Genomic DNA, 25,009 nt, shown 5'->3' on the forward strand with positions numbered 1-25,009 from the left:
ATTCGCCGTCCGAGAGATCGCACACGCTGCGGTCACCACATCTGACACGGGGAGTGACCTTCCGTCTCACCTCGATCGGTTCATTCGTGCTCGTTCTATACCACTACTTGTCCGAACGGCCCGTCGTATCCGTTCGAACGCGGAGTGCGCGACGCTGTGCTCCGGGGCAGCGGTCTCGAGGTCGCGCTCGCAGCGGGACGCCCCCGCCGAAACGATAGCACTGCTCGTTGCTCCGAGAGGTGGCCCGGCGAATGCCGGTCGGCACCGACCGTCGATCAGGCCTGGTCGTTCTGGGCGTCGACCGCCGCGACGGCCGCCAGGTGGACGATGTCGGTGACTTCGTCGCCGCGCTGGAGGACGTGGACCGGCTCGTCCATGCCGACCAGCATCGGGCCGATGGCTTCAGCCCCGCCCAGGCGCTGGAGCAGCTTGTAGCCGATGTTACCGGCCTCGAGATTGGGGAAGACGAGCACGTTCGCCGGCCCCTCCAGGTCGGTGAACTCGTAGGTACCGGTTAGCATCTCCTCGACGACGGCGGTGTCGGCCTGCATCTCGCCGTCGACGGGGAAGTCGACCGCTGGATCCTCGCGGAGCCGGCGGGCCGCTTCGCGCGGTTTCCGCGTCCCCTCGTTGTCGACGCTGCCGAAGTCCGAGTACGACAGCAGAGCCGCGCGCGGTTCGATATCGAACCGGCGGGCCAGGTCGGCCGTGTGGCGCGTGACTTCCTCGAGGACGTCCTCGTCGGGCGCCTGGTTGACCGTCGCGTCGGCGACGAAGACCACGCGGTTCTTGAACGTGAGCATGTAGACGCCGGCGGCGTAGTCGGCGTCGGGCGCGGTGCCGATGACCTGCAGCGGCGGCCGCAGCGCCGACGGGTAGTGGTTCGTCAGCCCGGTGAGCATCGCGTCGGCGTCGCCGCGGTCGACCATGACGCTGCCGAAGTAGTTCGGGTCGTCGCGGATCATGGTCCCGGCCTCGCGGCGGGTGATGCCGCTCCGTTTGCGCCGCTCGTAGAGGTGGTCGACGTAGTCCTCGTAGTCGCCGGTCTCGGGGTCGACGACGTCCGGCTCGAACTCCAGATTGAGGGCCGCGGCGGTCCGCCTGATCTCGCCCTCGTCGCCGATCAGAACTGGCTCCGCGATGCCGCGTTCGTCCAGTTGCGCCGCCGCGCGGACGATCGTCTCGTCGGTGCCCTCGGCCAGCGCGATCCGCTTCGGATCGGACTGGGCCTTGTTGATCACGACCCGCATCATCTCGCGGGACTTCCCGAGGCGGGCCTCGAGCGTCTCGACGTACTCGTCGACGTCGAGGTCGACGCGAGCCGCACCCGACTCGATCGCCGCCCGTGCAACCGCGGGCGCAACCTCGAAGAGGACCCGCGTGTCGAGGGGCTTCGGAATGATGTACTCGGGGCCGAACTGGATCGGCTGATCGCCGTAGGCCTTAACCACCGAATCCGGGACGTCCTGTTTGGCTAACTCGGCCAGGGCGTGAGCCGCCGCGACCTTCATCGCTTCGTTGATTTCGGTCGCGCGGACGTCCAGCGCGCCGCGGAAAATAAAGGGGAATCCGAGCACGTTGTTGACCTGGTTCGGATAGTCCGAACGGCCGGTCGCCATGATGACGGTGTCGTCGCGGGCCTCCTTGGCCTCCTCGTAACCGATCTCGGGATCGGGATTCGCCATCGCGAAGATGATCGGATCGTCGGCCATCGACCGGACCATCTCCTGGGAGACGATGCCCCCAGCCGAGAGGCCGACGAAGACGTCGGCGCCCTCCATCGCGTCCGCCAGGTCGCCCTCGGGGAGGTCGCGGGCGAACTCGCTGTTGTACGGGTTCAAGTCGCCGGCTTCCGCCCGCTCGGTCGTCAGGATGCCGCCGATGTCGGCCATCGTGATATTCTCCCGCTCGACGCCCAACGAGACGTAGAACCGGGCCGTCGCGAGCGCGGCCGCACCCGCGCCGGCGAACGTGACCTCGAGTTCGTCAAGGTCCTTCCCGGCGATCTCCGCGGCGTTAAGCAGCGCCGCGCCGGAGATGATGGCGGTGCCGTGCTGGTCGTCGTGGAACACCGGGATCGAGAGGCGCTCGCGGAGTCGCTCCTCGATCTCGAAACACTCCGGTGCTTTGATGTCTTCCAAGTTAATTCCGCCGAAGGTCGGCTCCATCGCCGCCACCGACTCGACGAACGCGGCCGGATCAGCGAGGTCGAGTTCGATGTCGAAGACGTCGATGTCGGCGAAGCGCTTGAACAGCACGCCTTTCCCCTCCATGACGGGTTTCGACGCCTGGGCGCCGATGTCGCCCAGCCCGAGGACGGCGGAGCCGTTCGAGACGACGCCGACCAGGTTTCCTTTCGACGTGTAACTGTAGGCGTCGGTCTCGTCCGCGTCGATTTCGCGACACGGCGCCGCGACGCCAGGCGAGTACGCAAGCGAGAGGTCGCGCTGGGTGTTCGTCGATTTGGTGGTCGAAATCTCGATCTTCCCCGGCGGATCGGTCCGATGGTATTCGAGCGCGTCGTCGTCCATTGGTCTGTGCTGGTGTTCGCCCGCGTATCACCAAAAGTGTACGCTTCGACACACTGGTTGTGATGGTCGCACCGCTCGCCGCGACGCGAGTCGGTGAGACGTCGCCTTCGGGCGGCGAGACGATCGTAGCGGTGCTCGTCCGCGAACCGGTATCGAGCGCCGTTCGGCGGAATGGCTATTAAACGTTCTCTTCGAGCCTCGGAGGTACGGCGACCGTCGCGCGAGTCGTACCGCTGGACGGCTCGGTCCGATCCGCTCACCCGCGTCAAGCCGCGGCGAATCGGCGGGGCGCTGCCCGTCGATCGCGGCGGCGATTTGCCGTCCGTTCTCGGTGCTGACGGCGATCGCGGACCGGGGAGACGGCGCCGCCGAATTCGGCTCGAACGGGGTACGGTCGGGTCACTAATACGGACCGTTCCCAAAGACCGAACGGCGGCCGGATGACGCCGTCTACCAGCCGTGACGTCGCGTCTCGGCCAGTGGGCCGCCGCCCGGACGATTTACAGGCGTACATTTGTAATTATCAATTTCGCTTGCGGGGCTCGTGACCGGGTTCACGAAGTGGTCGAAACCCGAACTGTGGATAAACGACCCGGACGTGAAACGATTACAAACGGCGAATTCACCGGAGCGAAATAGACCCGTATACCCGGTCTACCACACGGATTAGGGGGCCGTGCGTGCCGACGTGGTTCCCACTCGCCGGCCGTTTCCTCGATAGGAGATATGAATGACATGCTGTGACGTACTCCCTCTCGTCCGGATCGCACCGGTCGCCCGCGCCGAAGCTAATCGCAACATTTGTACTATAGGCCTCGCTGACTTCCACTATGACGGACGACTCGAGCGGCGGGCGACGAACCAAGGTCGAGCGAGTGATCGACGAGTACGACCTCGACGGATGGGGGGATCGTTTGGAGGCCGAGTGGATCGGCGACGGAACGGAGCGGACGAGCCTCCGCGATCTCGCGACCGAATTCAACAAGGCCGTGCTCCGGGCGGCGGTCCGCGAGACGGGCGGCACCGCGCTCGACTCGGACATCGAATCGCTCTACCGAACGCTCACGGACGACGACGTCTCGCGGTCCGAAGCGGTCCGGAAACGCCGCGACCTCGAACGCGCCGGGGTCGACGTCGAGCGAGTGGAGTCCGACTTCGTCACCCATCAGACGATCCACACCTATCTCACGAACGTCCGCGAGGCCTCCCTCCCCGAGGAGGACGGCGAGGACCGCATCGAACGGAAAACCGAGACCGTCCAGCGCCTGGCCGGCCGAACGCAGGTCGTCACCGAGTCCACCCTCGAAGAACTGGGGAACGCGGGCGAAATCGCCGACCGGGACTACGAGGTCTTCGTCGACGTTCGCGTCATCTGCAACGAGTGCGGAGCCGACTACCCGGTCGCCGACCTGCTCGATCAGGGCGGTTGTGACTGTCAGGTCGGAGACGACTGACGCGACCGACGGTTCGTGACCGGCGAACGGGCGCGAACGACTGCAACCCGACAATATTTATACCGACGGCGATAAACGGCAGACGTGTCATCTCCAGAGTCAGTCACCTCGTCGATTGCCGTCTCTGCGGAGAATATCGGCGGGATCGATAGCACCGAGGTAACGCTTCAACCCGGCGTGAACGTCTTGACTGGCCGGAACGCGACGAACCGTACGTCGTTCCTCCAGACGATCATGGCGGCGCTTGGCAGCCGCCGCTCCTCGCTGAAGGGCGACGCCGACGCCGGCCAGGTCGAGCTCACGTTCGGCGACGAGCAGTACACGCGATACCTCGAGCGACGCAACGGCGAAATCGTCTTCGACGGCGATCCGTATCTCGACGATCCGGAACTCGCCGATCTCTTCGCGTTCCTGCTCGAATCCAACGAGGCCCGCCGGGCCGTCAGGCGCGGCGACGACCTCCGCGAGCTGATCATGCAGCCGATCGATACGGACGAGATCGAAGCCGAGATCAGGATGCTCGAGCAGGAAAAGCGTGAGCTCGACGATCGACTCGAGCAACTCTCCCGGCTCGGGAACGAACTGCCCGACCTCGAGACGCGTCGCACGAGCCTCGAGTCGGACATCGAGGAGACGACCGACCGGATCGAGGAACTCGAGGCCGAACTCGACGAGTTCGATCTGGACGTCGAAGCGAGTCGGGCCCGCAAGGAAGAGATCGAGTCGGCGTTCTCCGACCTGCAGGAGGCTCGAACCGAACTCGAGTCCGTCGAGTACGACCTCGAGACCGAACGCGAGAGTCGGACCGAACTCGAACGCGAACGCGAAGAGCTCGAAACGGAGCTCGAGGAACTCGACGAGGACCACGAGTCGCCGGACCGCCTCGACGGCCGTATCGAGGAACTCCGCGCCCGGAAGCGGTCGCTCGACACGACCGTCAGCGAACTCCAGAGCGTGATTCGGTTCAACGAGGAGCGCCTCTCCGGCGACGGGCTCGATCTCGACCTCGGCGACTCGCTGGGCTCGGACGAGGGCGGCGACGGGAGCGGCGACATCACCGACCAGCTCCTCGGAGAGTCGACCGACGTGGTCTGTTGGACCTGCGGCTCGGAGGTCGACCGCGAGCGCATCGAGTCGACGCTCGACCGCCTCCGCGAACTCCGCCAGGCGAAACTCGACGAGCGAAGCGACCTCCAGGACCAGATCGACGAGCTCTCCGCGCGACGCAAGGAGATCCGCGAGCGGACCCAACAGCGCGGCGAGATCGAGACGCGACTCGAGGCGATCGAGGGCGAACTCGAGCGCCGCGCGGAGCGCATCGAGGAGCTCGAGGCGGATCTCGAGGCCCAAGAAGAGCGCGTCGAGGAGCTCGAAGCCGACGCCGAGTCGTTCGAGAACGCGGAGTACGGCGACGTCATCGAGACCCACCGCGAACTGAACCGGCTCGAACTCGATCTCGAAAACCTCGAGGACGAGCGCGACGAGGTCGAGGGCCGCATCGACGAGATCGAAGCCCAACTCGACGAGCGCGACGAGCTCGAGGAGCGACGTGAGAGCGTCGAGGACGAACTGACCGACCTCCGGACGCGCGTCGACCGGATCGAGCAGAACGCCGTCGACGCGTTCAACGAGCACATGGAGTCGATCCTCTCGATCCTCGAGTACGAGAACATCGACCGCATCTGGATCGAACGCCGCGAGACGACCGTCCGGGAGGGCCGCCGCAAGGTCGATCGGACCGCCTTCGACCTGCACATCGTCCGCTCGACCGCCGAGGGTGCGACTTACGAGGACACCGTCGACCACCTCTCGGAGAGCGAACGCGAGGTCACCGGCCTGGTCTTCGCGCTGGCGGGGTATCTGGTTCACGACGTCTACGAGGTCGTGCCGTTCATGCTGCTGGACTCGCTGGAGGCGATCGACTCGAACCGGATCGCCGAACTCGTCGAGTACTTCGAGGAGTACGTCGACTGTCTGGTCGTCGCCTTGCTGCGCGAGGACGCGGAGGCGCTCTCAGAGTCCTACACCTACGTCTCGGAGATCTGAGCGGCGAAGTCGGTTCGTCTCCGCCCCGACCGCGTACCGGTGTTCTCCGAACCCGATCGAGACGGGACGCCGTTCTCCGCCTCTCTATCCGGCCCCTTTCCTGTATTATCGCATACCGACAAGTGACCGATAGTATCTATATTACGACCATTATTGGTCCGAAGAGACTGAAACCGGTTCTAATCGGCGTTGGGCTCCATTCCCGCGTCTACAGCCGAATAATGCGACTCACTCGGACCGTCTTTCGGACCCGAGGTCGTCGGTTCGATATCGTCCGGAATTCAAATATCGCGCTCGTCACCCTATATTCGAAGGTATCACCAGCGAGTTTGGCTTCCGCCCGCCCCGTATTATAGCATCCACACCTATCTAATTTACATAATACTACCGTAGCAGAGGATTCAGCGCTAACTGTCGCGACCAGGCATCGACTGCAGTCGACTGGGGTACGTACCGCTTCACGATACCGGCCGTCGGTGTTCGTCCCGCCTCACATCGGAAGCGACAGTCACCGACGCCGACGCGTTGCATTTGCAGTTGAAAGCTACAATATCGCCGCCGTGATGGGTGGCGTGTGACCCGTTTATCGAGATCACCGCCGCGATCGATCGAGACGTGGGCGCCACGAATCGGTGCGACGACGGCAGTCCGGACCGGCACGGTACAGCTGCGCGAATCGTTCGTTCCACTCGGATCCCCATGAGCGACAACGTGTCGAATACGGCGATGGACGAATCGCGGGGCGGACGGCCCGATTCCGAGCGGTCGCGACCGCTCGGCCGCGGGGAACGCCTGGCCAGCGCGAGCGTCGGCGGCATGCTGCTGGTCGCCGGAATCAAGCGGCGATCGCTCGGCGGCGTGGCGATGGCGCTGGGCGGCGGCTGGCTGGTCGCGCGCGGCATCAGCGGGAGCGGCCGGTCCCTCCGGGCGTTCGGATCGGGTGGCGAGACGGATCATGGCGCCGGTGAGGATGGTGCCGGCGGCGACCTGACGGTCGAACGCTCGATTACGGTCGGCGCGCCGGCGGACGACCTCGCGCAGTACTGGCGTGATCCCGAGCGGTTGACGCGGATCATGGGCTCGTTCGCCGTGATCACCGGCGCTGGTGAGGATCGCCACCACTGGGAAGTAGAGACGCCCCGCGGGCCGAACCTCTCCTGGGAGACGGAAATCGTCGACGACGAACCCGGCGAGGTCCTGCGCTGGGAGTCGGTCGACGGAGCGACGATCGCCAACGAGGGGACGGTTCGCTTCCGACCGGCCCCGGGCGATCGGGGGACGGAAGTGACGCTCCGGTTGCGGTTCGAGCCGCCAGGCGGCGCCGTCGGGACCGCGGTGGCACAGCGGCTGGGGATCGTCCCGAAGACGCTGGCGGGGAACGCGCTCCGGCGGTTCAAGAGCCTCGTCGAGACGGGCGAGATTCCGACGCTCGAGCGCAACCCGTCCGGCCGGGGAAGCGGTGATCTGGTGTGAGCATGCGAGCGCTCTGCTGGCACGACGTCAACGACTTACGCGTTCAGTCCGTCCCGGAGCCCGAGCTCGTCAATCCGCGCGACGTAATCCTCCGGGTGACGATGACCGTGCCCTGCGGCTCGGATCTGCACTTCATCGACGGCTACCTTCCGACGATGCGCGAGGGGGACGTCATCGGTCACGAGTTCATGGGCGAGGTCGTCGAAACCGGCCGCAAGGTCGAGTCGGTGGCCGAGGGCGACCGCGTGGTCGTTCCCTCGTTCATCGGCTGCGGGCGGTGTGGCTACTGTCAGGACGATCTCTGGTCGCTCTGTGACAACACGAACCCGAACGCGGCGCTCCAGGAGCCGATCCTCGGCGATACGACCGCCGGCATCTACGGCTACACGCACGCGTTCGGCGGCTACGCGGGCTCCCACGCCGAGTACGTCCGCGTGCCCCACGCCGACGAGAACTGCTTTGCCGTGCCCGACGAACTCGACGACGAGCAGGCGCTGTTCGCCTCCGACGCCTGGCCAACCGGCTACATGGGCGCCGACTTCTGCGACATCGAGGACGGCGACACCGTCGCGGTCTGGGGCTGCGGCGCCGTCGGGCTGATGGCCCAGCACAGCGCCGCGCTCATGGGCGCCGAGCGCGTGATCGGCATCGACCGCTTCCCGGAGCGCCTGCGGATCGCCGAGTCGGAGGCGGGCTCCGAGACCATCGACTACACCGCGGTCGACAGCGTCGTCGACACGGTGCACGAACTGACGGGCGGCCGCGGCCCGGACGCCTGCATCGACGCCGTCGGGATGGAGGCCCACGGCATCGGACTGGAGTACACCTACGACCGCACGAAGCAATCGCTGGGGCTGCACACCGACCGCGGGACCGCGCTTCGCCAGGCGATCCGCGCCTGTCGCAAGGGCGGGACCCTCTCGGTGCTGGGCGTCTACGGCCTGCTGGACAAGTTCCCGATGGGCGTCGTCATGAACAAGGGCCTCACCGTGCGGACGGCCCAGCAACACGGCCAGCGCTACGTGCCGGACTTACTCGAGTACGCCGCGGAGGGGGAACTCGATCCGTCGTACCTGGCGACCCACGAGCGCTCGCTGGAGGACGGGCCGGAGGCCTACGAGATGTTCAAGCACAAGGAAGACGGCTGCATCCGGCCGGTGCTCACGCCCTGAGATCGGTTCCGAGACGCTTTCGATCGCGGGACGAGCGGCCGACGGCAAACGGCGATCAGTCGCTGGGTGAAGACTCCGGGCGGTAACCCCGACTGATGGCCTTCCAGTGGCCGGCGGCGAACCGGTAGTACGTCACGACCGCCGGCACCAGCGTCTCCAGGATCAGCGCCGCGTACAGCGCCTCGATTCCCAGCGGCGTGACGGCGTCGACGGGGCCCACTGGGATCGAGACGGCGCCGACGACGGCGACCGGGAGCGCGAAGACGTACAGACCGAGCGCCTGGCCGTAGAACGGCCAGCGGGTGTCGCCGCTCGCGCGCAGCGGGCCGGTCGCGCCGCCGCTGACCCCGCGGAAGACGACGCTCACGCAGGCGACGACGATGAAGGTCGTCACGAGCGGCAGGATCGACGGATCGTCGACGAAGATGCGGCCGACCTGCTCGGAGAAGACGAAGACGAGGGCCGCGCTGACGAGGTAGACCGCGGTGCCGAACCAGAGCACCTCGTAGCCGTACCTGTCGGCGTCGCGTTCGTCGCCGGTGCCCAGTTCCTGGCCGACCAGGCTGCTCGAGGCGAGCGAGAAGCCCCAGCCCGGCGTGTCCATCAGGTCCCGGACGCGGCGTGCGACGACGTAGGCGGCCACGACGTTCGGGCCGAACAGGGCGACGATCGCGAGCATCGGGAACTGCGCGGCCCGACGGGCGGCGTTCGTGAACACTAGCGGCGTGCCGATGGAGACGACGTCCCGGATGTCTTCGACCGTCGTGTAGGGCCGCCCGAGGTCGATCGTCACGGGGAACTCGCCGATCACCGGGAGCCGGCCGACGGTGAACCCGGTGACGAAGGCCGCTAACACGAGGACGTTCGCCAGCACCGTCCCGATGGCCGCACCGACGACGCCCAGTTCGATGACGAACAGCAGGACGGCGTTGACCGCGACGTTGACGACCGCGCCGCCCGCCCGGAGTACCATCGGCGTCCAGGCGTCGTCTGCGCCGACGAGCGTCCGGCTGCCGATCAGGTTCAGGGCGGCGAACGGAACCCCGAGCGCGACGACCCGGAGGTAGTCCGCGCCGTAGGCGAGCGACGCGGCGTCGTCCCCGACGAGGTCGATCAGGCGCTCCGGGGCCGTCCAGTACAGCGCCGCGAGCGGGACGGTCAGCGCGACGACGACGACCGCGCTCGTCGTCACCGCCAGCGACAGCTCCTCGGTCGCCCGGGCGCTGTAGCGCTGGGAGACCAGGCTGATCGTCGCGCCGGCGACGCCGCCGCCGAAGGCGAACGCGATCGCCCAGAAGGGGGTCGCGAATCCGACGCCGGCGATGGCCGCCGGGCCAAGCGCGATGCCGACCATCGCCACGTCGGCCGCGGACTTCGACATCCGGGCGATGCCGGTCACGATGCGCGGCCAGGCGAGATCGGTCGTTCGCTCGACGCGGCGCTGATCGACGATCCCGGCGCGAACGAGCAGGGACCCGATCGACAGCAGGAGCCAACGGAACGGATTCGGCACTCGAGAAGCCACGAATAACCGTTCGTGTCTCAGCGCTAAAACTCTTCATACCTCAGCGATACGTCATGGTTGATCACGCGCTATCGACGACGTTATCGGTCGTGTGTGAACGAATGGGACACATACTACTAGATTACAATAGTATCTCGAGTGCGACGATCGCGCCGGCCGACATCCGCGTTCGGGCCGGGGTCGCGTTCCGTCGGTGCTCAACAATCAGTTCGTAATCGATCCCCGCGGATGCAGGCAGTACAGGCTTCCCGCGGACCGGCCCAGCCTCGGATATGTGCGCACGGTTCTCGGAGGACGACGTCGAGAAACGAGTCGAAAACGCGAACGGCGAGGTGATCGGCGCGATCACGGCCGTCGAGGGCGACACCGCCCACGTCGAACCGAAACAGGGGGTGATGGACTCGATCAGGGCGGCCCTGGGCTGGAATCGAACGCACGAGGACACCGTGTTGATCCACGAGGACGCGATCGCCGGGGTGTCGGCGGACGTGATTCGACTCGAGGAGACCGACGCACAGGCCGACGACGACACCGAGGCCGAAAGCCAGGCTGCAACCGGCCCGCCCGACCGGGCGGACGCCGAGACCGATCGATCGGACCCCGATATCGACGAGGACGCCCGCACCGAGCCGGCCGCAGCGAGCGAGCCGACGCGCGAAGCCGACCCCGAACCGTCTGACGGCCCGGAGTTCGAACCGGAGGACGCCGCAGAAGAACCCGGCAACGCCGCGGAGCGAGAGCCGGATCGCGATCGCGGTCCGGAGCCGGACCCGACCGCCCCTCGCAACGCGGCCGAACGGCCGAGCGGCGACGGCGGCCGGGGGACGACCGCCGACCCGGACGCACCGGAACCGACTCCCGAACCGGATCGGGCCGAGTCCGAAGCCGAGGGACCAGGCGACGTCGAGGAGCCGACCGAGGCCGGTGCTACCGAACCGAGTGCGACCGACGAGGTGGAACCGGTCGGGAGCCCCGACGAGCCGTCTCCGACCGAAGAAACGGCGACCGAACCGGCCGAGTCGCCGGCGATGGCCGAAGACGCCGCGACCGACGACCGGCCGTCGACGGCGGAGATGGACCTCGCCGACGAGCTAGATCGGGGCGTCGACATCGAGTCGGCCGCCGGCGAGCACGACGGCCTAGACGACGAGCCGAGTCCAACTGCGGACGACGACCTGACCGACGAAGTGAACACGGGCGTCGATATCGCGGCGGCCGCGGACGCCGTCGAAGCCGAGGGAGCGGCTGACGCCGACGTCGCGGGATCGTCGAGCGAGGAACGCGACCTGGCCGACGAGCTGAATCGGGGCGTCGACATCGAGTCGGCCGCCGGCGAGCACGACGGCCTGGACGACGAGCCGAGTCCGACTGCGGACGACGACCTGACCGACGAAGTGAACACGGGCGTCGATATCGCGGCGACCGCGGACGCCGTCGAAACCGAGGAAGCGGCCGACGCCGACGTCGCGGGATCGTCGAGCGAGGAACGCGACCTGGCCGACGAGCTGAATCGGGGTCCCGACATCGAATCGCTCGCGGCCGAAGCCCGCGAGCCGGACGCCGACATCGATCCGGAGAGTATCGCGGGGCAGGAAGTACCCGCCGAAGGCGGGAGTGAGGGGGCCGATCGGCGGACCATCGCCGAAAGCGAGTCCGACCTCCATTCCGCGATCGACCGTCGGCCGGCCGAGACGGCCGACGAGACCGAACGAACGCCGCTCGAGGGGTTCGATCCCGGCTCGTCGGCGGCGACCAGTGACCGACACCAGGCGACTACGCCACTGTCGGCGATGATCGCCGTCCAGCAGGCGGCGCTGGAATCGAGCCAGCGGGCGATTCAGCAGGGTCTCGCGCTCCAGGAGACGATGGCTCGACGCGCACTCACCGGGCAGACGACGCTGCACCGCCAGCAGCTACGACTCGCCCGGACGGCCGCCACGGCGCCCCTGGAGATCGCCGCCGCGATGACGGGGACGGAGACGGGAGACCGGCCGCCTCGCAACGACGAGCAGGGTAGCGCCGACACGGCGGGCAAGCGACTCGAACTCGTCGACGGGCTCGATGCGATGTACCGCAGGCGGCTCGTGGACGCGGGGATCGCCTCACTCGACGACCTCGCGCGGGCCGACCGCGAGACCGTCGCCGACGCCGCCGGCGTGACCGAGGCGCGTGCAGCCGGCTGGATCGAGCAGGTTGACGTCTGAGACGCCAACCGCGCCATCGGTGGCGGGTTCGGTCGACGCCGCTCTCGATCCGGGTAGCCGACGGCGGTCGACCGACCACGATCCGCGATGAGAAGGGGCTTTACGGTGTCGTCCCTGGGTCGAAGTAATGAGGCGACGTCGGCTGTTGCTCACCGGAGGTGCGGTCGCGGTAACCGGACTCGCGAGCGCCGCGGGTCGGCCGTCCGGCGACGACGCGTTGCTGGCGGCGGCGCGTCGATCCGACGGTACGGGCGAGACCGAGGCGTCGACGGAGACGATCCTCGCTGACACCGTCTACGAGACCACGCTGTTCGTCCGCGACGCGGGGCGCGACGGCCCCACGGCGATGGTCTTCGGCGGCGTCCACGGCGACGAACGAAACGGCATCGAGGTCGCGCGCGAAGTCGCCGACTGGCATCCCGATGCGGGACGGCTCGTCGTCGTCCCCGAGACCAACCGCGCGGCCGTCGACGACGATTCGCGGGAGGGTCCCGACGGAGACCTGAATCGCCACTTCCCGGCCGGTGAGGAGCCGGCGAGCGAACTCGCGCGCGGAATCTGGGACGCCGTCGCACGCCACGAGCCCGACGTCGTCCTCGACCTCCACCGATCGCTCGGCCTGGCCGCCGTTCATCCGCAGTACGTCGGCCAGGCGGTCTTCCACTCAGCGGACGCGCGCGGCGACGACCTCGCGGCGTACCTCAACGAGGTCGCCGTCCCGTGGGCCATGCCGTTCCACCGGGTTCGAGCGCGAGAGACGAACGCGTCGGGGCCGTTGCTCTTCCAGAAGGCGATCCGGGAGTTCGAGGCGACCGGCTACCTCTTCGAGACGACCGAGTTCCTGCTCGATCGGGCGGCGCGAAACGAGGTAACGCGGCTCGCGGCGGCGAAGGTGCTGGCGTTCCACGGGCTGCTCACGGAGGGGGGCCGATGACGACCGCCGACATTCGGCGCGCCCTTACGAGTCCCGCGACGCTCGTCACCTACGCCGTGCTGGTCGTCCCGTTCGCGATCGGCTGGCTCAAGACGGCGCTCATGACCCCGCTCGCCCTGCCTGGCTACCTGCTCTTCGTGCTCGGGACGGCCGTCGGCAAGGCGATCGCGCCCGGCATCGAGTTCTGGGTCTACTGGGTGCCGTTCCTCGGCGGGTGCTACGGACTCGCGGCCGCGGTCGGCTACGGCTACGAGCGGTGGCGCGACGGGGCAAGCGCGCTCGACTAACGGGAGCGATGCGCCGTCGCAACCGCGGCCGTGGCCGTGACGGGCCGCGATTTATTGCGTTCCGGACCATCGGTCGGACCACAGCGGATCCTGAGCGATGACCCGAGACGATCACTACAAACTGTTCGGCGTCTACCTCTCGGCGCCAGCCTTCGACGCGCTCGCCACGCGCCTGTACGAGGACGCCGGCGTCGTCGATTACGAGAACTACTTCGACCCGTCCGCGTCGACGGTCCCCGTCGGCGACCCCGGTGCCGACGCGACCGACGACCTCGTCTCGGACCTGGTCGCAGACTTCGCCGACCTTTACGACGCGGCGGATTTCGAGGCCGCCAGGCGGGTCGACCCCGATTCGTTCACCCTTGCGCATCTCGCGGCGGATCCCCAGACGGTGACGAACGCCCGCGAGCGGTTTCAGGCGGCCGCCACGATTCAGGACACGGACCTGCGGACGGTCCACACCGCGATTCTATCGGCGTTCCTCGACGCGGAGGCGGACCTCGACGACCGATAGCGTCTGCGGAGTAGCGGCGGACAGCACGCCTGTTGTGGCGGCTCAGCGGATCGGGATGGATATCCGGTCGCTTCTCGGCTCGAAAAACGACGGCCGTTCAGGCCGCTTGACGCTCGACGATGCTTACCCAGTGATCGACGTACTCGGCCTCGTGGTCGCTGGCGTACCGGTTCGCCTCGGCCCAGTCCGAGCACTCCCGATCGAGGTCACAGCTGTCACACTGTAGTACGTATGCCATGTTGTATCATACAACGCGAGTTCGCTTAAACGTTCGTCGGGAGTGTCACCGCCGGCAACCGTCGCTCGTTCGGACGACGCGATCGGATGGGCGGCTCCGTCGACTACGGTTCCGCTCCGTCGTTCCTATGTCAATCGGGATCGAACGCCAGACTGGCTGGCGATCGAGACGATTCGTATGCGGGCCAGGCGTCTGCCGAAGACACGAAGATTCATTTTGGCTGGATTTGATTTGAGATTGATGTATCGATATACGCCGGACGACATCGATCACGAACGCGCTGACCACCAGGCGGTCATTCAGGGCGCCGACGATCGCGATGCGAAGCGGATCGGCAATCTCGGGGAACTCGCGTTCGAACAGTTCTGTCGCGAGTACCTGCCCGTCGAGATGTGGGAGTGGAAAAACGAGGACGCGATCAGGCGGTGTAACCCGGAGAGTTTCTCCGGCCACGACTTTGAGGTCTTCGGCTACGAGGTGGACGTGAAGTCGTCGCGGGACGTCTCAGCGTTCTTACCCGAGTCGCTCGTCGAGCGCGATCCCGACGACGATATTGTGGTGATGGTCTGGCATCGTGACGACGAAGATAGTCTGATGTTGCTCGGCTGGGAGCGCCTCGCGACGCTCAAATCGAAGGCCGAGTACTCCGGCGAATCACCGGCGAAACTCGACCACCTCGCGGCCCGACCGATGAACGAACTGCTCGACCTCGGACCGAACACTGCCCACATGAACCAGAAGCCTGAGAATCCGTTCCAGCCAGGCGATCGCGTTGTGAAGGCCGAGGACGAGGATCCGTCCATCGGCGTCGTGGTCGAGGTGCTGCCGCCGGAGAAGAATACTGGCGCGTTCGGGCAGGAGATCGACGGGGAGGTAGTCAGCGTTGCGTTCCCGAGTTCACTCGACAAGGGGCCGGCCGATTGGCGTGAGTACCACCCGGCGATTCTCGCGTCGTACTGTGTCGATACGGATATCAAGCTCTGGAAGTACAAACACGAAAATCTCGAGTTCGCGGCGAACCCATACGTGCCAGGCGACCGCGTGATCAAAACCAGTCACGACGATCCGGATACGGCTGTTGTGGTCGAGACTCCGAACGGGCCTACCGGTGACGACGTTACCGTTGCGTACCTGAACGCTTTCGATGACGAGGGCGTTTGGCCCGGGAAGTTAGCGGAGCACTGTGAAGAGAACGGGATCAAATGCTACACGTACGAGCACTCGCAACTCGAGTTTCTACAGCGGGTTGAATAAAGCCACTATCACGCCTACGCTATCTATGGGTTCTCGCGAACGAAGTGTGCGAGTAGGTGGGGCAGATTTGAACTACGCCGAGACGTGCTCGCTCCGCTCGCACCACAAGGGTGAAGGCAATATCACTTCCCTGTAGATCCTGTCTGCCCGCACTACGGCGTTCCCGTCAGACAACCATGATGGAACGTCGATCCCAAATGAAACCCGAACGCTTCTACTAGATTCTTCGGAATCTTCCACTATCGCATTACTTATGGTGTCTCTCCAGATGGCGTTAAATTCATATTCCTTGAACATACAGTTTGACAGATATGGCAACACTAACGTGTCTTGGGGATTGTGCTATCGGCCTATGAGTCCCAGTATCCGTCTGCGAACGTCCTCGGCTGAGTCATATGTTTGGTCATCAGTTGAAGAGAGTACCTCCTCCAGGGGTTTCTTGCCGCCCTGAATTTCAAGTTCATAATCGCCATAGGCCTCAACCAACTCAGTTGTCGTGGTTGGATAGTCGTGCGATTTGAGCGCTTCATCAAGATCACCAAGCCGCACGCTTTCGTCATCAAACAGCGGTTCCTTTTCATCGCCGCGGGCTTTAGCCTCCTCTAATTCTCGCTCACGCTGGCGATTCTCTTCACGATCTGCTTGCTCATCTCGACCCTGTTTATCATCTGCCATATACAACAGTAGGAGATCCAGACGAATATAACTCTCGGCGGTTGGTTCGCAGGCACATTCTATCGGCTAATTCAGGATTCATTTGGAGAAAATAACGTAGCCCTTGTGCTGACTACATCCTCTATATTCAGCAGGCGACTTTTGGCATGCTTCGGACAAATCAATAGCTGCCTCGGTAACTGCTTGCCCTATGCTGGCCAGAGCTACCACAACCAAATACCGTGAAAATAAGGGTTGATACACTTCTTTGCTCGTCCGTGCTTCCCGCTGGTAACAGATCACCGGTAGAATTATCATTCCAGATTCCGTTAGTACAATCGCACAACGGCGACAGCCCCCGACAAGGGACTTGATGGAATCCAGTTTCCAATACTGGCTTCACCTATAAACGTCCCTACGCTGTCCGTGGGTTCTCGCGAACGAAGTGAGCGAGTGGGTTGGGGCAGATTTGAACTGCCGACTTCCTCCGTGTGAAGGAGGTATCATAACCGGACTAGATCACCAACCCGCACGAGGTGATATCGGTGCGTTCGACTTAAGGCTTCCTTTCGTCGATCGTCGTCGGCACCGATCGAGCGGGTCGTTCCCACACGACTCCGCACTGCACCGACCGCCTGGCGAGCCCGCGTCGCTCAATCGCGGCCGCATCGTTACGGACGCGTTCGCGACCCTGGCCAAGCCCGAACGCCGAGCCGGTGGGAGACCGCTGCCGCAATCGAGTTGTATACGGCCCTGGGAGCGAACGATCGCCCATGAACGAACTGCAGCCGGTCGCGCTCGAGCGCGAGGGAGCGACCGCCGACCTGGTCGTCGAGGGCGGGCGCGTCTACTGTTCGCACCGCCAGGCGTTCCTCGAGCGCGACATCGCGGTCGTCGGCGACAGGATCGCCGCGTTGCTCGAGGACGCCGCGTCCGTCACGGGCCCCGAGACGACGGTCGTCTCGGCGGCCGATCGCGTCGTCCTGCCGGGACTGATCGACGCGCACACGCACGCTGATCTCCAGCTGATCCTCGATCGATCGGTCCCGGACGTGCTCGCGACCGGGACGACCGCGATCGTCACCGAGAGCTCCGGCCTGGGCGTGCTGTTCGGCAGCCGCGGCGTCGAGACCGTCCTCGAGCGGACCGCCGACTGCCCGCTCACGACGTATCTCACCCTGCCGCCCCAGGGCTTCGTCGACACGTTCGAGCCGGCGACCGGCACCGCTGCGGAACTCGAATCGCTCGCCGACCTGCTCGATCGCGAGCGAGTGGTGGGCGTCGGCGAGATCGACTGGATCCACGTCGTCGGCCGCGACGCGCCGATCGAGGGGCTCTACGAGCGTGCACGCGAGGCGGACGCGACGATCGTCGGACACGGCGCGGGCTGTCGCGGCGCGTCGCTGCGCGCGTTCGCGACCGTCGCGGACAACGACCACGAGGCGATCTCGGCCGACGGCATCCGCGAGCGCGCCGACAACGGGATCCACGTCGTCGGCCGCTGTGGCTCCATTCGAGACGACCTCGACGCGCTCATCGAGGCATTCCCCGATCTCGACCGCCGCAGCGTCTCGCTGTCGACCGACGGCGTCTGGCCAGGCGACCTGCTCGAGGGATTCGGGATGGCCGAACTCGTTTGCCGGTTGATCGACGCCGGCATCGCCCCGGCGGACGCGATCGACGCCGCGAGCCGCAACACCGCGGAACATTTCGGACTCGCCGATCGCGGCGTCGTCGCGCCAGGCGCGGTCGCCGACCTCCTCGTCGTGGACGACCTCGAGACGATGGCAGTCGAGACGGTTCTCGCCGAAGGAGAGATCGCGGTCGCTGACGGCGAGCCGGTCGTCGAGCCGAGGACGGACCCGTACCCCGACTACGTCTACGACACCGTTTCAGTCGACCTCGACCGCGACCGGTTCACCGCGTCGCGCGCGGCCGCGCCCGACGGCACCGTCCGCGCGATGGCGGTCGATCGCGGGCTCGTGACGACCGAGACGACCGTCGATCTCGGTGTCGGTGACGCCGATCCCGATCCCGACGAGGAGACCCCTCAGCGACTCGGACCCGCTCCTGAGCGCGACGCGCTCACCGCCACCCTGTTCGACCGCGATCCGGCGACCGAAGACCGACGTTTCACCGGCTTCCTCACCGGCTACGGCCTCGAATCGGGCGCCGTCGCCACGACCGCCACCTGGGAGACGGCCGGCCTGGTGACCGTCGCCGCGGACGCCGACGACGCCGTCGTCGCCGCCGAGCGGGTCGCGTCGACGGGTGGGGGCACCGCGGTCGCTCGCGACGGCGAGGTGGTGGCCGATCTCCCGATGCCGATCGCCGGAACCGCGGCCGAGCTCCCGCCCGAACGATTCGCAGCCCGAGCCGCGGCCGTCGCGGACGCGCTCCGCGACGGGGGTGTCGACGTCGAGCGGCCGCTGTTGACGGTCCAGACGCTCACGTTCCCCGGCGTCCCCGCGCTGAAGCTCACGCCGTCGGGCTACGCGGACGTCCTCGGTCGGTCGCTCGTCGGCCTCGATCCCGAATCGGACGCCGGCGCGGACTGACGGGACTGCTCGGAGCCGCGCCCGCCCCGTGCTTAGTACTCGGGTGCGTCCTCGCGTTCGCCGTCGCGAGCGTTGACGACGCGGGCGAACGTGAACAGCCCGTCCGAGAGCCGGTTGAGGTACTGGACCGCGTCCTCGTTGATCGCTTCCGACTCGGCGAGCGCGACCGCCCGCCGCTCCGCGCGGCGGCAAACGGTCCGGGCGTGGTGCAGCGCCGCCCCATCGTCGCCGCCGGTCGGCAGGATAAAGGAGGTCAGGGGCTCGAGTTCCTCGTCGTACTCGTCGATCCAGTCCTCGACGGTCTCGACGTGATCCGCCCGGATCGCCGGATCGTCCTCGTCAGGGTCCGGGTTCGCGAAGTCCGCCTGAACGACGTGGAGGTGGTTCTGGATCGCCGCTAGGCGCTCGTTGATATCGTCGTGGTCGGTCGGCCGGATCGTGCCGATGAGGGCGTTGAGTTCGTCGACGGTTCCGTAGGCCTCGATGCGGGCGCTGGCCTTCGAGACGCGGGTCATGTCCCGGAGGTCGGTCTGACCCTCGTCGCCGCGACCGGTGTAGATCGACATGGCTGGACCGACGGACGGATTGCACTTAATTTCCGGTCTTCACCGGTCCTTCGGGGTCGATCGCCGGCGAGGGCGTCGAACCGACCGTCGCCGAAATCAGTACGTTAAACTCGCTTCGTTCGTTACCGTCGGGTATGGCTCTGGAACTCGACCACGAGTGTCCCAACTGCGGCGGCGAGAAGACGTTCTACCGCGCCGCGAGCACGTCGCTGCACCTCGGCGAGAAGATCAAGTGGCACTGTCCGGACTGCGACTACGGCTTCGTCCAGATCCGCGAGAACGGCACCGTCGTCGACTCGAGCGCCGCGTAATCGCGAGGACGACCGCTCGATCCGGTTTCGCGTCTCGCCCTCGATCACCGATTTCGAGGCACACCGCTTCTCACGTCTCACACGTTTCGACCGCGTCCGCGGTACGTCGACCCCGTCACGAGAGCGATCGACGGGTGAAAACCGACCGCGAGCGCGGTTTCGCCGCGCTCGGCGTCCGCCGACTTATGACTCGTCGTCGAGCGCCTGCCAGGAGAGTCGCGGGGTCCGCGCGGCGCTCGTCTGATCGATCCGGCGCGCGGCGGTTCGTTCCGGCGCGTCGGCGAGGGTCTCGCCGTCCTCGTCGACGACGGCGTTGAACGCCGCGGCGAGCCGATCCAAGGTGTCCTTGCTCTCGACCTCGGTCGGCTCGGTCATCAGCGCCTCCGGCACGATCTCGGGCCACTTGGTCGTCGGCGGGTGGACGCCGTAGTCGAGCATCCGCTTTGCCACGTCCGCGGCGTCCTGCTCGCCCGCGCTGGCAACGAACTCGTGGTGGAACGGCCCGTAGGGGACGTCGTACTCGATCCGCTCGGCGAGGTAGTTCGCGTTGAGCACCGCCGAGGCGCTGGCGTCCGCCAGGCCCTCGTCGCCGAGCCTGGCGATGTAGGCGAAGGCCTTGATCAGCACCAGCCAGTTCCCGTGGAAGCCGTGGACCTTGCCGATGGTGTGGTCGGGCTCGAACAGTTCGTAGACCGGTTCGTTGGCTTTCGAGCCGTCGGCGCGCTCACGGACCCGCGGCGCGGGCAGGAACGGCGCCAAGTCGTCGACGACGCCGACCGGACCGGCCCCCGGCCCGCCGCCGCCGTGGGGCGTCGCGAACGTCTTGTGGACGTTGTAGTGCATCACGTCGAAGCCCATGTCGCCTGGCCGCGCGCGGCCGAGCAGGGCGTTCAGGTTTGCCCCGTCGTAGTAGAGTAAGCCGCCGACGTCGTGGACCATCTCGGCGATTTCGGCGATGTCGCGCTCGAACAGTCCGAGGGTGTTCGGGTTGGTCAGCATGAGCGCGGCCGTGTCCTCCGAGAGGGCGGCCTCGAGCGCGTCGAGGTCGACCCGCCCGTCCTCGTCGCTTGGCAGCGAGACGACGTCGTAGCCGCCCAGCGCGGCGCTGGCGAAGTTGGTGCCGTGGGCGCTCTCGGGGACGATAACCTCGTCGCGGCCCCCCTCGCCGTTGTGCTCGTGGTAGGCCGCGGCGACGCGGATGCCGACGAACTCACCGGCTGCGCCCGCGGGCGGCTGGAGCGTCACCGCGTCCATCCCGCCGATCCGGCCGAGGTAGTCCTGGAGCCGGTACATGAGTTCGAGGGTGCCCTGAACGGACGCCTCGGACCGGTCGGGGTGGACGGCCGCCGAGGGCAGCGCCGCCACGTCCTCGGTGAACTTGGGGTTGTACTTCATCGTACACGAGCCCAGCGGGTAGGGGCCGCTGTCGATCCCGTAGATCATCTGCGAGAGCCGCGTGTAGTGGCGCGCCAGTTCAGGTTCCGACAACTCGGGCAGTTCGAGCGAGTCCCGAGTGAGGTCGTCGGGCAGCGGCGAGTCGGTCTCGATCGTCCCGTCGGCGTCGCTCCCGTCGCCGCCGTCGCCGTCACCGTTGCCAATTTCGACCCGCGTCAGGTCCTTCTCCGAGAGCAGCGGCTCGTACTCGCCGTCGTCGACGTAGCGGGCCTGGTCGTAGCGCGACTGCGAGTCGGTCCGGTCGTCCGAGCCGGCGTTTCCGTCCGTCATCGGACCACCTCCTCGACGGCCTCGACGAAGCGATCGAGCCGCTCGTCGGGGACGCCGGCGACGCAGATCTGGATCTCGTGTTCGCCGACGACGTGGACCGCAAAGCCCAGCCGTTCGAGATCCGCCGCGATGGCCGCGGCGGGTTGATCGACACGCGCGACGAACTCCCGGAAGTGGTGACGGTCGTGGACCGGCGCTTGCACGCCGACGATCTCGTCGACTCGGTCGGCGAGGGTCGCCGCGCGCGTGACGCCGCGGTTCGCCAGGTCGACCATTCCGCTCGGGCCGAGAGCCGCGGCGTGGATCGCGGTCCGGAGCGCGACCCACGCCTGGTTCGTGCAGATGTTGCTCGTCGCGCGCTCCCGGCGGATGTGCTGTTCGCGGGTCTGGAGCGTGAGCGTGAACGCGCGGCGGTCGGTCGCGTCCTCGCCGACGCCGACCAGGCGACCGGGGACCTGGCGGAGGTAGTCCTCGCGGGTGGCGAACAGGCCCAGGCCCATCCCGTAGCTGGTCGGGAGGCCGAGCACGCTCGCGTCGCCGATGACGACGTCAGCGCCGACGTCGGCGGGCCGCTGGAGCAGAGAGAGGGCGATCGGGTCCGAGCCGAGCGTAAACAGGGCGTCGTGCTCCTCGGCCAGCGAGCCGATCTCCGCGAGGTGCTCCTCGACGGCCCCGCGGACGGTCGGGTTCTCGGCGTAGACCATGACGACGTCCTCGTCGATCGTTTCCTCGAGTCCCGCGAGGTCGACGGTGCCGTCCGCGACCGGGAATGTCTCGACGGCGAGATCGGTGCCGGCGACGTAGTTCTCGAGCGTGCTCCGGCGTTCCTCGCGCAGGAGCGTCGGTTCGGGCACGAGCACGCGGTGGCCCGTGGTGGCGCGGACGCGGTCGGCCAGCGTGGCCGCCTCGCCCAGCGCCGTCGCGGCGTCGTAGATCGAGCAGTTCGCGACCTCGAGGCCGGTCAGTTCGACCAGCAGCGACTGGTACTCGAACAGGGCCTGCAGGAACCCCTGGGAGATCTCGGGTTGGTACTGCGTGTACGAGGTGAGAAACTCCGAGCGGTCCGCGAGGTGATCGACCAGCGACGGGACGTAGTAGCCGTAGTGGCCCCGACCCAGCAGTTCGGTCACCTCGTCGTTGCGGCCCAGGATCGAGCGCACCAGGCGTCGGGTTTCCCGTTCGGTTCGCGGGTCGATGTCGAACTCTCCGTCGAAGCGCACCGCGTCAGGAATATCGAAGAGGTCCTCGACGGTGTCCGCATCGACCGCTTCGAGCATCGTCGAGCGGTCCTCCTCCGTGTGGGGAGCGTACGGACTCCCCGTGGCGTGTGATCCGTGCATAGTCAGCGGTAGCCGTGGTCTCGGTCGGTCGAGTCGCATCCCCTCCCGCGTCGACGGCGGCGTTCGATCCGAGACACGATACCTGCTTCTAACGGACAGGGGGTAATGAACGCACCCGTTTCGAGTGTGCGAGTGTCACGCGAGCGACGTAGCTAGCCCCGATCGGCGGGCGACTGCGAGCCGACGAGTCATGAGCGCCCCTCGTCGGCCCTGCAATCGCCGTGCGGACCACTATGCGCGCTGGCGGTGTCGGGGGGTGCCATGGTCGACGACCGCGACGACCGAGACGGCCCTCTCGATCGCGACGACCAGGAGATCGGCGCGACGGTCGCCGAGGACACCGACGCCCTGCTCGGCGTGCTTCCGCACTTCTACCGCGGCGAGGTCAGCCAGGCAAACAGCGCGCAGGACCGCATCGATCGCACGACCGACTGGGCGATCGCCCTGCTCGCGGCCCTCCTGTCGCTCGTGTTCTCGAGTCCGACCATGCCGGCGTTCCTGTTGCTCATCGGCCTCTTCGTCCTCGCGATCTTCCTCGTCTACGAGGTCCGGCGCTACCGGTTCTACGACCACTGGCGCGCTCGCGTCCGCTTCGTCCAGGAGAACGTGTTCGCGAACGCCTTGGAACCCGTCGGCGTCGAGCACCCGGCCTGGCGCGAGGAGTTGAGCGACGACCTCCGGAACCCGACGTTCAAGGTCTCGACGCTGGAGGCGCTCTCCCGGCGAATCCGTCGCGTCTACGGGCTGTTGTTCGCGGTGATCGGCGTCGCCTGGGCGTTCAAGGTCACGCTGTTCACGCCGGAACGGCAGTGGACCGAGGCCGCCGAACTCCCGGGCGTCCCCGGCGCGCTCGTGGCGGCGGGCCTCGGCGTCTTCTTCGTCGTCGTCCTCGCGCTCGGTCTCTGGCCGACCAGGCGCCGGGCGAAGGGCGAGATTCACGGCGCGGAACCGGGCGACTGGAAGAACGACTGAGCGACCGGCGAACGGCTCGGTTACGAGTCGGCGTCGCGTTCCGACTCCGACTCGGAGGCAGGGTCGGGATCGGGGTCAGCGTCGGGATCGGCCACCGACTCGGCGCGCCGCTCGGATTCCGAATCGGCCGCCTCGGGTTCGGTGGTCGTCGATTCCGCGGCGACGGCCTCGGTTTCGTCGTCAGCGTCGGCGTCCGTTCCCGTCCCATCGATACGCTCCCGAGCGAAGATGTCGAGCGTGAGCTTCGCGCCGCCGAGGACGACGGGGCCGACGAACAGCCCCACCGCGCCGAAGGCGATGAGCCCGCCGAAGATCCCGACCACGATGATCGCCGAGTTGAACGCGCTCGTCCGCCCGATGAGCGCGGGCCGGAGGTAGGTGTCCGAGAGCGTGACGAGCAGACCGTAGACCGCGAGCCCGGCGGCGGCGACCGGCCGACCGATCGCGACCAAATACAGTGAGACGGGCAGCCACACGCCGAAGGCCCCGACCAGCGGGAGGAGGGTGAGCAGGAAGGTAAGGACGGTGAGCAACACGACGGCGGGGATGCCGAGCACCGCGAGGCCGACACCGAGTAGCACCGCCTGGATGACCGCGACGAGGACGTTGCTGATGACCGACGCCTGCATGAGCTCGTCCAGTTCCGCGAACAGCTCCCGCTGGATCTCGTCGTCGAGCGGGAGCACGTGGTACGACCAGGCCAGCAGTCGGTCGCCGTCGCGCAACAGCGCGAAGCAGACGAACAGCGTGATCGTCAGCCCGATCGCGATGCCCGGCAGGCCGCCGACGATGTCGAGCGCGCCGGTCGCGAACCCCTGTAGCCCGCCCGTTATCGCGTCCTGATACGATTCGTACAGCCCGGCCAGATCGACCGCGTACCCCCTGTCGGCGAGCGCCCGCTCGATCGTCTCTATGTCCACGTCTCCGTTCCGAACGGCGGTGACGAGCTGGCCGGTCTGTCGGAGCGCGACGCTGAGGATATACGCCAGCGGCAGGACGATGACGAGTATCGCGACGACGACGGAGACGAACGCGGCGATCATCGGTCGCACGTACTCCTCGAGGCGTCGCTGAAGGGGCACGAGGATGTACGCGAGGACGACGCCGAAGAGGACATACTGCAGGTACGGCAGGATGATAAACAGCGCGAGGACGGTACTACCCAGCGCGAGTGCGGTCAGGACGGGCTGTTCGACGACCCACGCCGGCGGCTCGTGACGATCTGCCATATGTCCGGGTGCGACGCCCCGA

At 66.9% G+C, this 25,009-nt stretch carries 20 protein-coding genes and 1 tRNA gene; 12 read left to right on the plus strand and 9 right to left on the minus strand.

The window, feature by feature from the left end:
- Window positions 1–275: 275 nt before the first annotated feature.
- On the minus strand, window positions 276–2,531 hold the full coding sequence (locus BMY29_RS03435) for an NADP-dependent malic enzyme (RefSeq protein ID WP_049989235.1): 2,256 nt from the start codon (window positions 2,529–2,531) through the stop codon (window positions 276–278).
- An 830-nt stretch (window positions 2,532–3,361) separates the two neighbouring features.
- On the opposite strand from BMY29_RS03435, the gene rdfA reads away from it, so the two are divergent.
- The 4 genes from rdfA to BMY29_RS03455 all read left to right on the plus strand — a co-directional run bounded on the left by rdfA (window position 3,362) and on the right by BMY29_RS03455 (window position 8,676).
- Window positions 3,362–3,985 carry a rod-determining factor RdfA gene (gene rdfA / locus BMY29_RS03440; RefSeq protein WP_049989236.1) on the plus strand — a complete coding sequence of 208 codons (624 nt, stop codon included), beginning with the start codon at window positions 3,362–3,364 and terminating at the stop codon, window positions 3,983–3,985.
- Window positions 3,986–4,069: 84 nt separating this feature from the next.
- The gene (locus BMY29_RS03445) at window positions 4,070–6,031 is read left to right on the plus strand and encodes an archaea-specific SMC-related protein (protein WP_049989237.1); all 1,962 of its coding nucleotides are present in this window, start codon (window positions 4,070–4,072) and stop codon (window positions 6,029–6,031) included.
- 699 nt (window positions 6,032–6,730) lie between these two features.
- Window positions 6,731–7,504, plus strand: a complete 774-nt coding sequence (locus BMY29_RS03450) for an SRPBCC family protein (RefSeq protein ID WP_074854645.1) — start codon at window positions 6,731–6,733, stop codon at window positions 7,502–7,504.
- 2 nt (window positions 7,505–7,506) lie between these two features.
- Entirely contained in the window at window positions 7,507–8,676 is a 1,170-nt protein-coding gene (locus BMY29_RS03455; RefSeq protein WP_049989239.1) for a zinc-dependent alcohol dehydrogenase, read from the plus strand.
- A 55-nt stretch (window positions 8,677–8,731) separates the two neighbouring features.
- On the opposite strand, the gene BMY29_RS03460 is transcribed toward BMY29_RS03455, so the two are convergent.
- Window positions 8,732–10,189 carry an MATE family efflux transporter gene (locus BMY29_RS03460; protein ID WP_049989240.1) on the minus strand — a complete coding sequence of 486 codons (1,458 nt, stop codon included), beginning with the start codon at window positions 10,187–10,189 and terminating at the stop codon, window positions 8,732–8,734.
- A 284-nt stretch (window positions 10,190–10,473) separates the two neighbouring features.
- On the opposite strand from BMY29_RS03460, the gene BMY29_RS03465 reads away from it, so the two are divergent.
- The 4 genes from BMY29_RS03465 (at window position 10,474) to BMY29_RS03480 (ending at window position 14,140) form a co-directional block, all read left to right on the plus strand.
- Complete coding sequence (locus tag BMY29_RS03465; protein WP_049989241.1) at window positions 10,474–12,405, plus strand: helix-hairpin-helix domain-containing protein; 1,932 nt, start codon at window positions 10,474–10,476, stop codon at window positions 12,403–12,405.
- A 127-nt stretch (window positions 12,406–12,532) separates the two neighbouring features.
- Window positions 12,533–13,339: a succinylglutamate desuccinylase/aspartoacylase family protein gene (locus BMY29_RS03470; protein ID WP_049989242.1), complete on the plus strand. Its 807-nt coding sequence runs from the start codon at window positions 12,533–12,535 to the stop codon at window positions 13,337–13,339.
- Window positions 13,336–13,626 carry a hypothetical protein gene (locus tag BMY29_RS03475; RefSeq protein ID WP_049989243.1) on the plus strand — a complete coding sequence of 97 codons (291 nt, stop codon included), beginning with the start codon at window positions 13,336–13,338 and terminating at the stop codon, window positions 13,624–13,626. The genes BMY29_RS03470 and BMY29_RS03475 overlap by 4 nt, the downstream gene beginning before the upstream one ends.
- Window positions 13,627–13,723: 97 nt before the next feature.
- The gene (locus tag BMY29_RS03480) at window positions 13,724–14,140 is read left to right on the plus strand and encodes a hypothetical protein (protein ID WP_049989244.1); all 417 of its coding nucleotides are present in this window, start codon (window positions 13,724–13,726) and stop codon (window positions 14,138–14,140) included.
- Window positions 14,141–14,237: 97 nt separating this feature from the next.
- Here BMY29_RS03480 and BMY29_RS20865 read toward each other — a convergent pair whose 3' ends face one another.
- Window positions 14,238–14,378, minus strand: coding sequence for a hypothetical protein (locus tag BMY29_RS20865; protein WP_173424877.1), 141 nt, complete (start codon window positions 14,376–14,378; stop codon window positions 14,238–14,240).
- 240 nt (window positions 14,379–14,618) lie between these two features.
- On the opposite strand from BMY29_RS20865, the gene BMY29_RS03485 reads away from it, so the two are divergent.
- Window positions 14,619–15,632, plus strand: a complete 1,014-nt coding sequence (locus BMY29_RS03485; RefSeq protein WP_049989245.1) for a DUF7961 domain-containing protein — start codon at window positions 14,619–14,621, stop codon at window positions 15,630–15,632.
- Between the two features lie 342 nt (window positions 15,633–15,974).
- Here BMY29_RS03485 and BMY29_RS03490 read toward each other — a convergent pair whose 3' ends face one another.
- Window positions 15,975–16,307: a DUF5789 family protein gene (locus tag BMY29_RS03490; protein ID WP_074854621.1), complete on the minus strand. Its 333-nt coding sequence runs from the start codon at window positions 16,305–16,307 to the stop codon at window positions 15,975–15,977.
- Between the two features lie 433 nt (window positions 16,308–16,740).
- Window positions 16,741–16,815: transfer RNA gene (locus BMY29_RS03495), tRNA-Val, on the minus strand.
- 244 nt (window positions 16,816–17,059) lie between these two features.
- Between BMY29_RS03495 and BMY29_RS03500 the strand changes: the two genes are divergently transcribed.
- Entirely contained in the window at window positions 17,060–18,844 is a 1,785-nt protein-coding gene (locus BMY29_RS03500) for an adenine deaminase C-terminal domain-containing protein (protein WP_049989246.1), read from the plus strand.
- A gap of 32 nt (window positions 18,845–18,876) precedes the next feature.
- On the opposite strand, the gene BMY29_RS03505 is transcribed toward BMY29_RS03500, so the two are convergent.
- A complete protein-coding gene (locus BMY29_RS03505) occupies window positions 18,877–19,410 on the minus strand; it encodes a cob(I)yrinic acid a,c-diamide adenosyltransferase (protein WP_049989247.1) in 534 nt (177 codons plus the stop codon).
- Window positions 19,411–19,544: 134 nt separating this feature from the next.
- On the opposite strand from BMY29_RS03505, the gene BMY29_RS20870 reads away from it, so the two are divergent.
- The gene (locus tag BMY29_RS20870) at window positions 19,545–19,721 is read left to right on the plus strand and encodes a DUF7838 family putative zinc beta-ribbon protein (RefSeq protein WP_173424878.1); all 177 of its coding nucleotides are present in this window, start codon (window positions 19,545–19,547) and stop codon (window positions 19,719–19,721) included.
- A gap of 183 nt (window positions 19,722–19,904) precedes the next feature.
- On the opposite strand, the gene gcvPB is transcribed toward BMY29_RS20870, so the two are convergent.
- Both gcvPB and gcvPA read right to left on the minus strand, forming a co-directional pair.
- Entirely contained in the window at window positions 19,905–21,446 is a 1,542-nt protein-coding gene (gene gcvPB / locus BMY29_RS03510) for an aminomethyl-transferring glycine dehydrogenase subunit GcvPB (protein ID WP_049989248.1), read from the minus strand.
- Window positions 21,443–22,786, minus strand: a complete 1,344-nt coding sequence (gene gcvPA / locus BMY29_RS03515; protein ID WP_049989249.1) for an aminomethyl-transferring glycine dehydrogenase subunit GcvPA — start codon at window positions 22,784–22,786, stop codon at window positions 21,443–21,445. The genes gcvPB and gcvPA overlap by 4 nt, the downstream gene beginning before the upstream one ends.
- A 261-nt stretch (window positions 22,787–23,047) precedes the next feature.
- On the opposite strand from gcvPA, the gene BMY29_RS03520 reads away from it, so the two are divergent.
- Complete coding sequence (locus BMY29_RS03520; RefSeq protein ID WP_081985425.1) at window positions 23,048–23,758, plus strand: DUF2270 domain-containing protein; 711 nt, start codon at window positions 23,048–23,050, stop codon at window positions 23,756–23,758.
- 20 nt (window positions 23,759–23,778) lie between these two features.
- On the opposite strand, the gene BMY29_RS03525 is transcribed toward BMY29_RS03520, so the two are convergent.
- Window positions 23,779–24,987: an AI-2E family transporter gene (locus BMY29_RS03525; protein ID WP_049989251.1), complete on the minus strand. Its 1,209-nt coding sequence runs from the start codon at window positions 24,985–24,987 to the stop codon at window positions 23,779–23,781.
- Window positions 24,988–25,009: the final 22 nt, after the last annotated feature.

The organism is Natrinema salifodinae, assembly GCF_900110455.1.
Lineage (GTDB): Archaea > Halobacteriota > Halobacteria > Halobacteriales > Natrialbaceae > Natrinema > Natrinema salifodinae.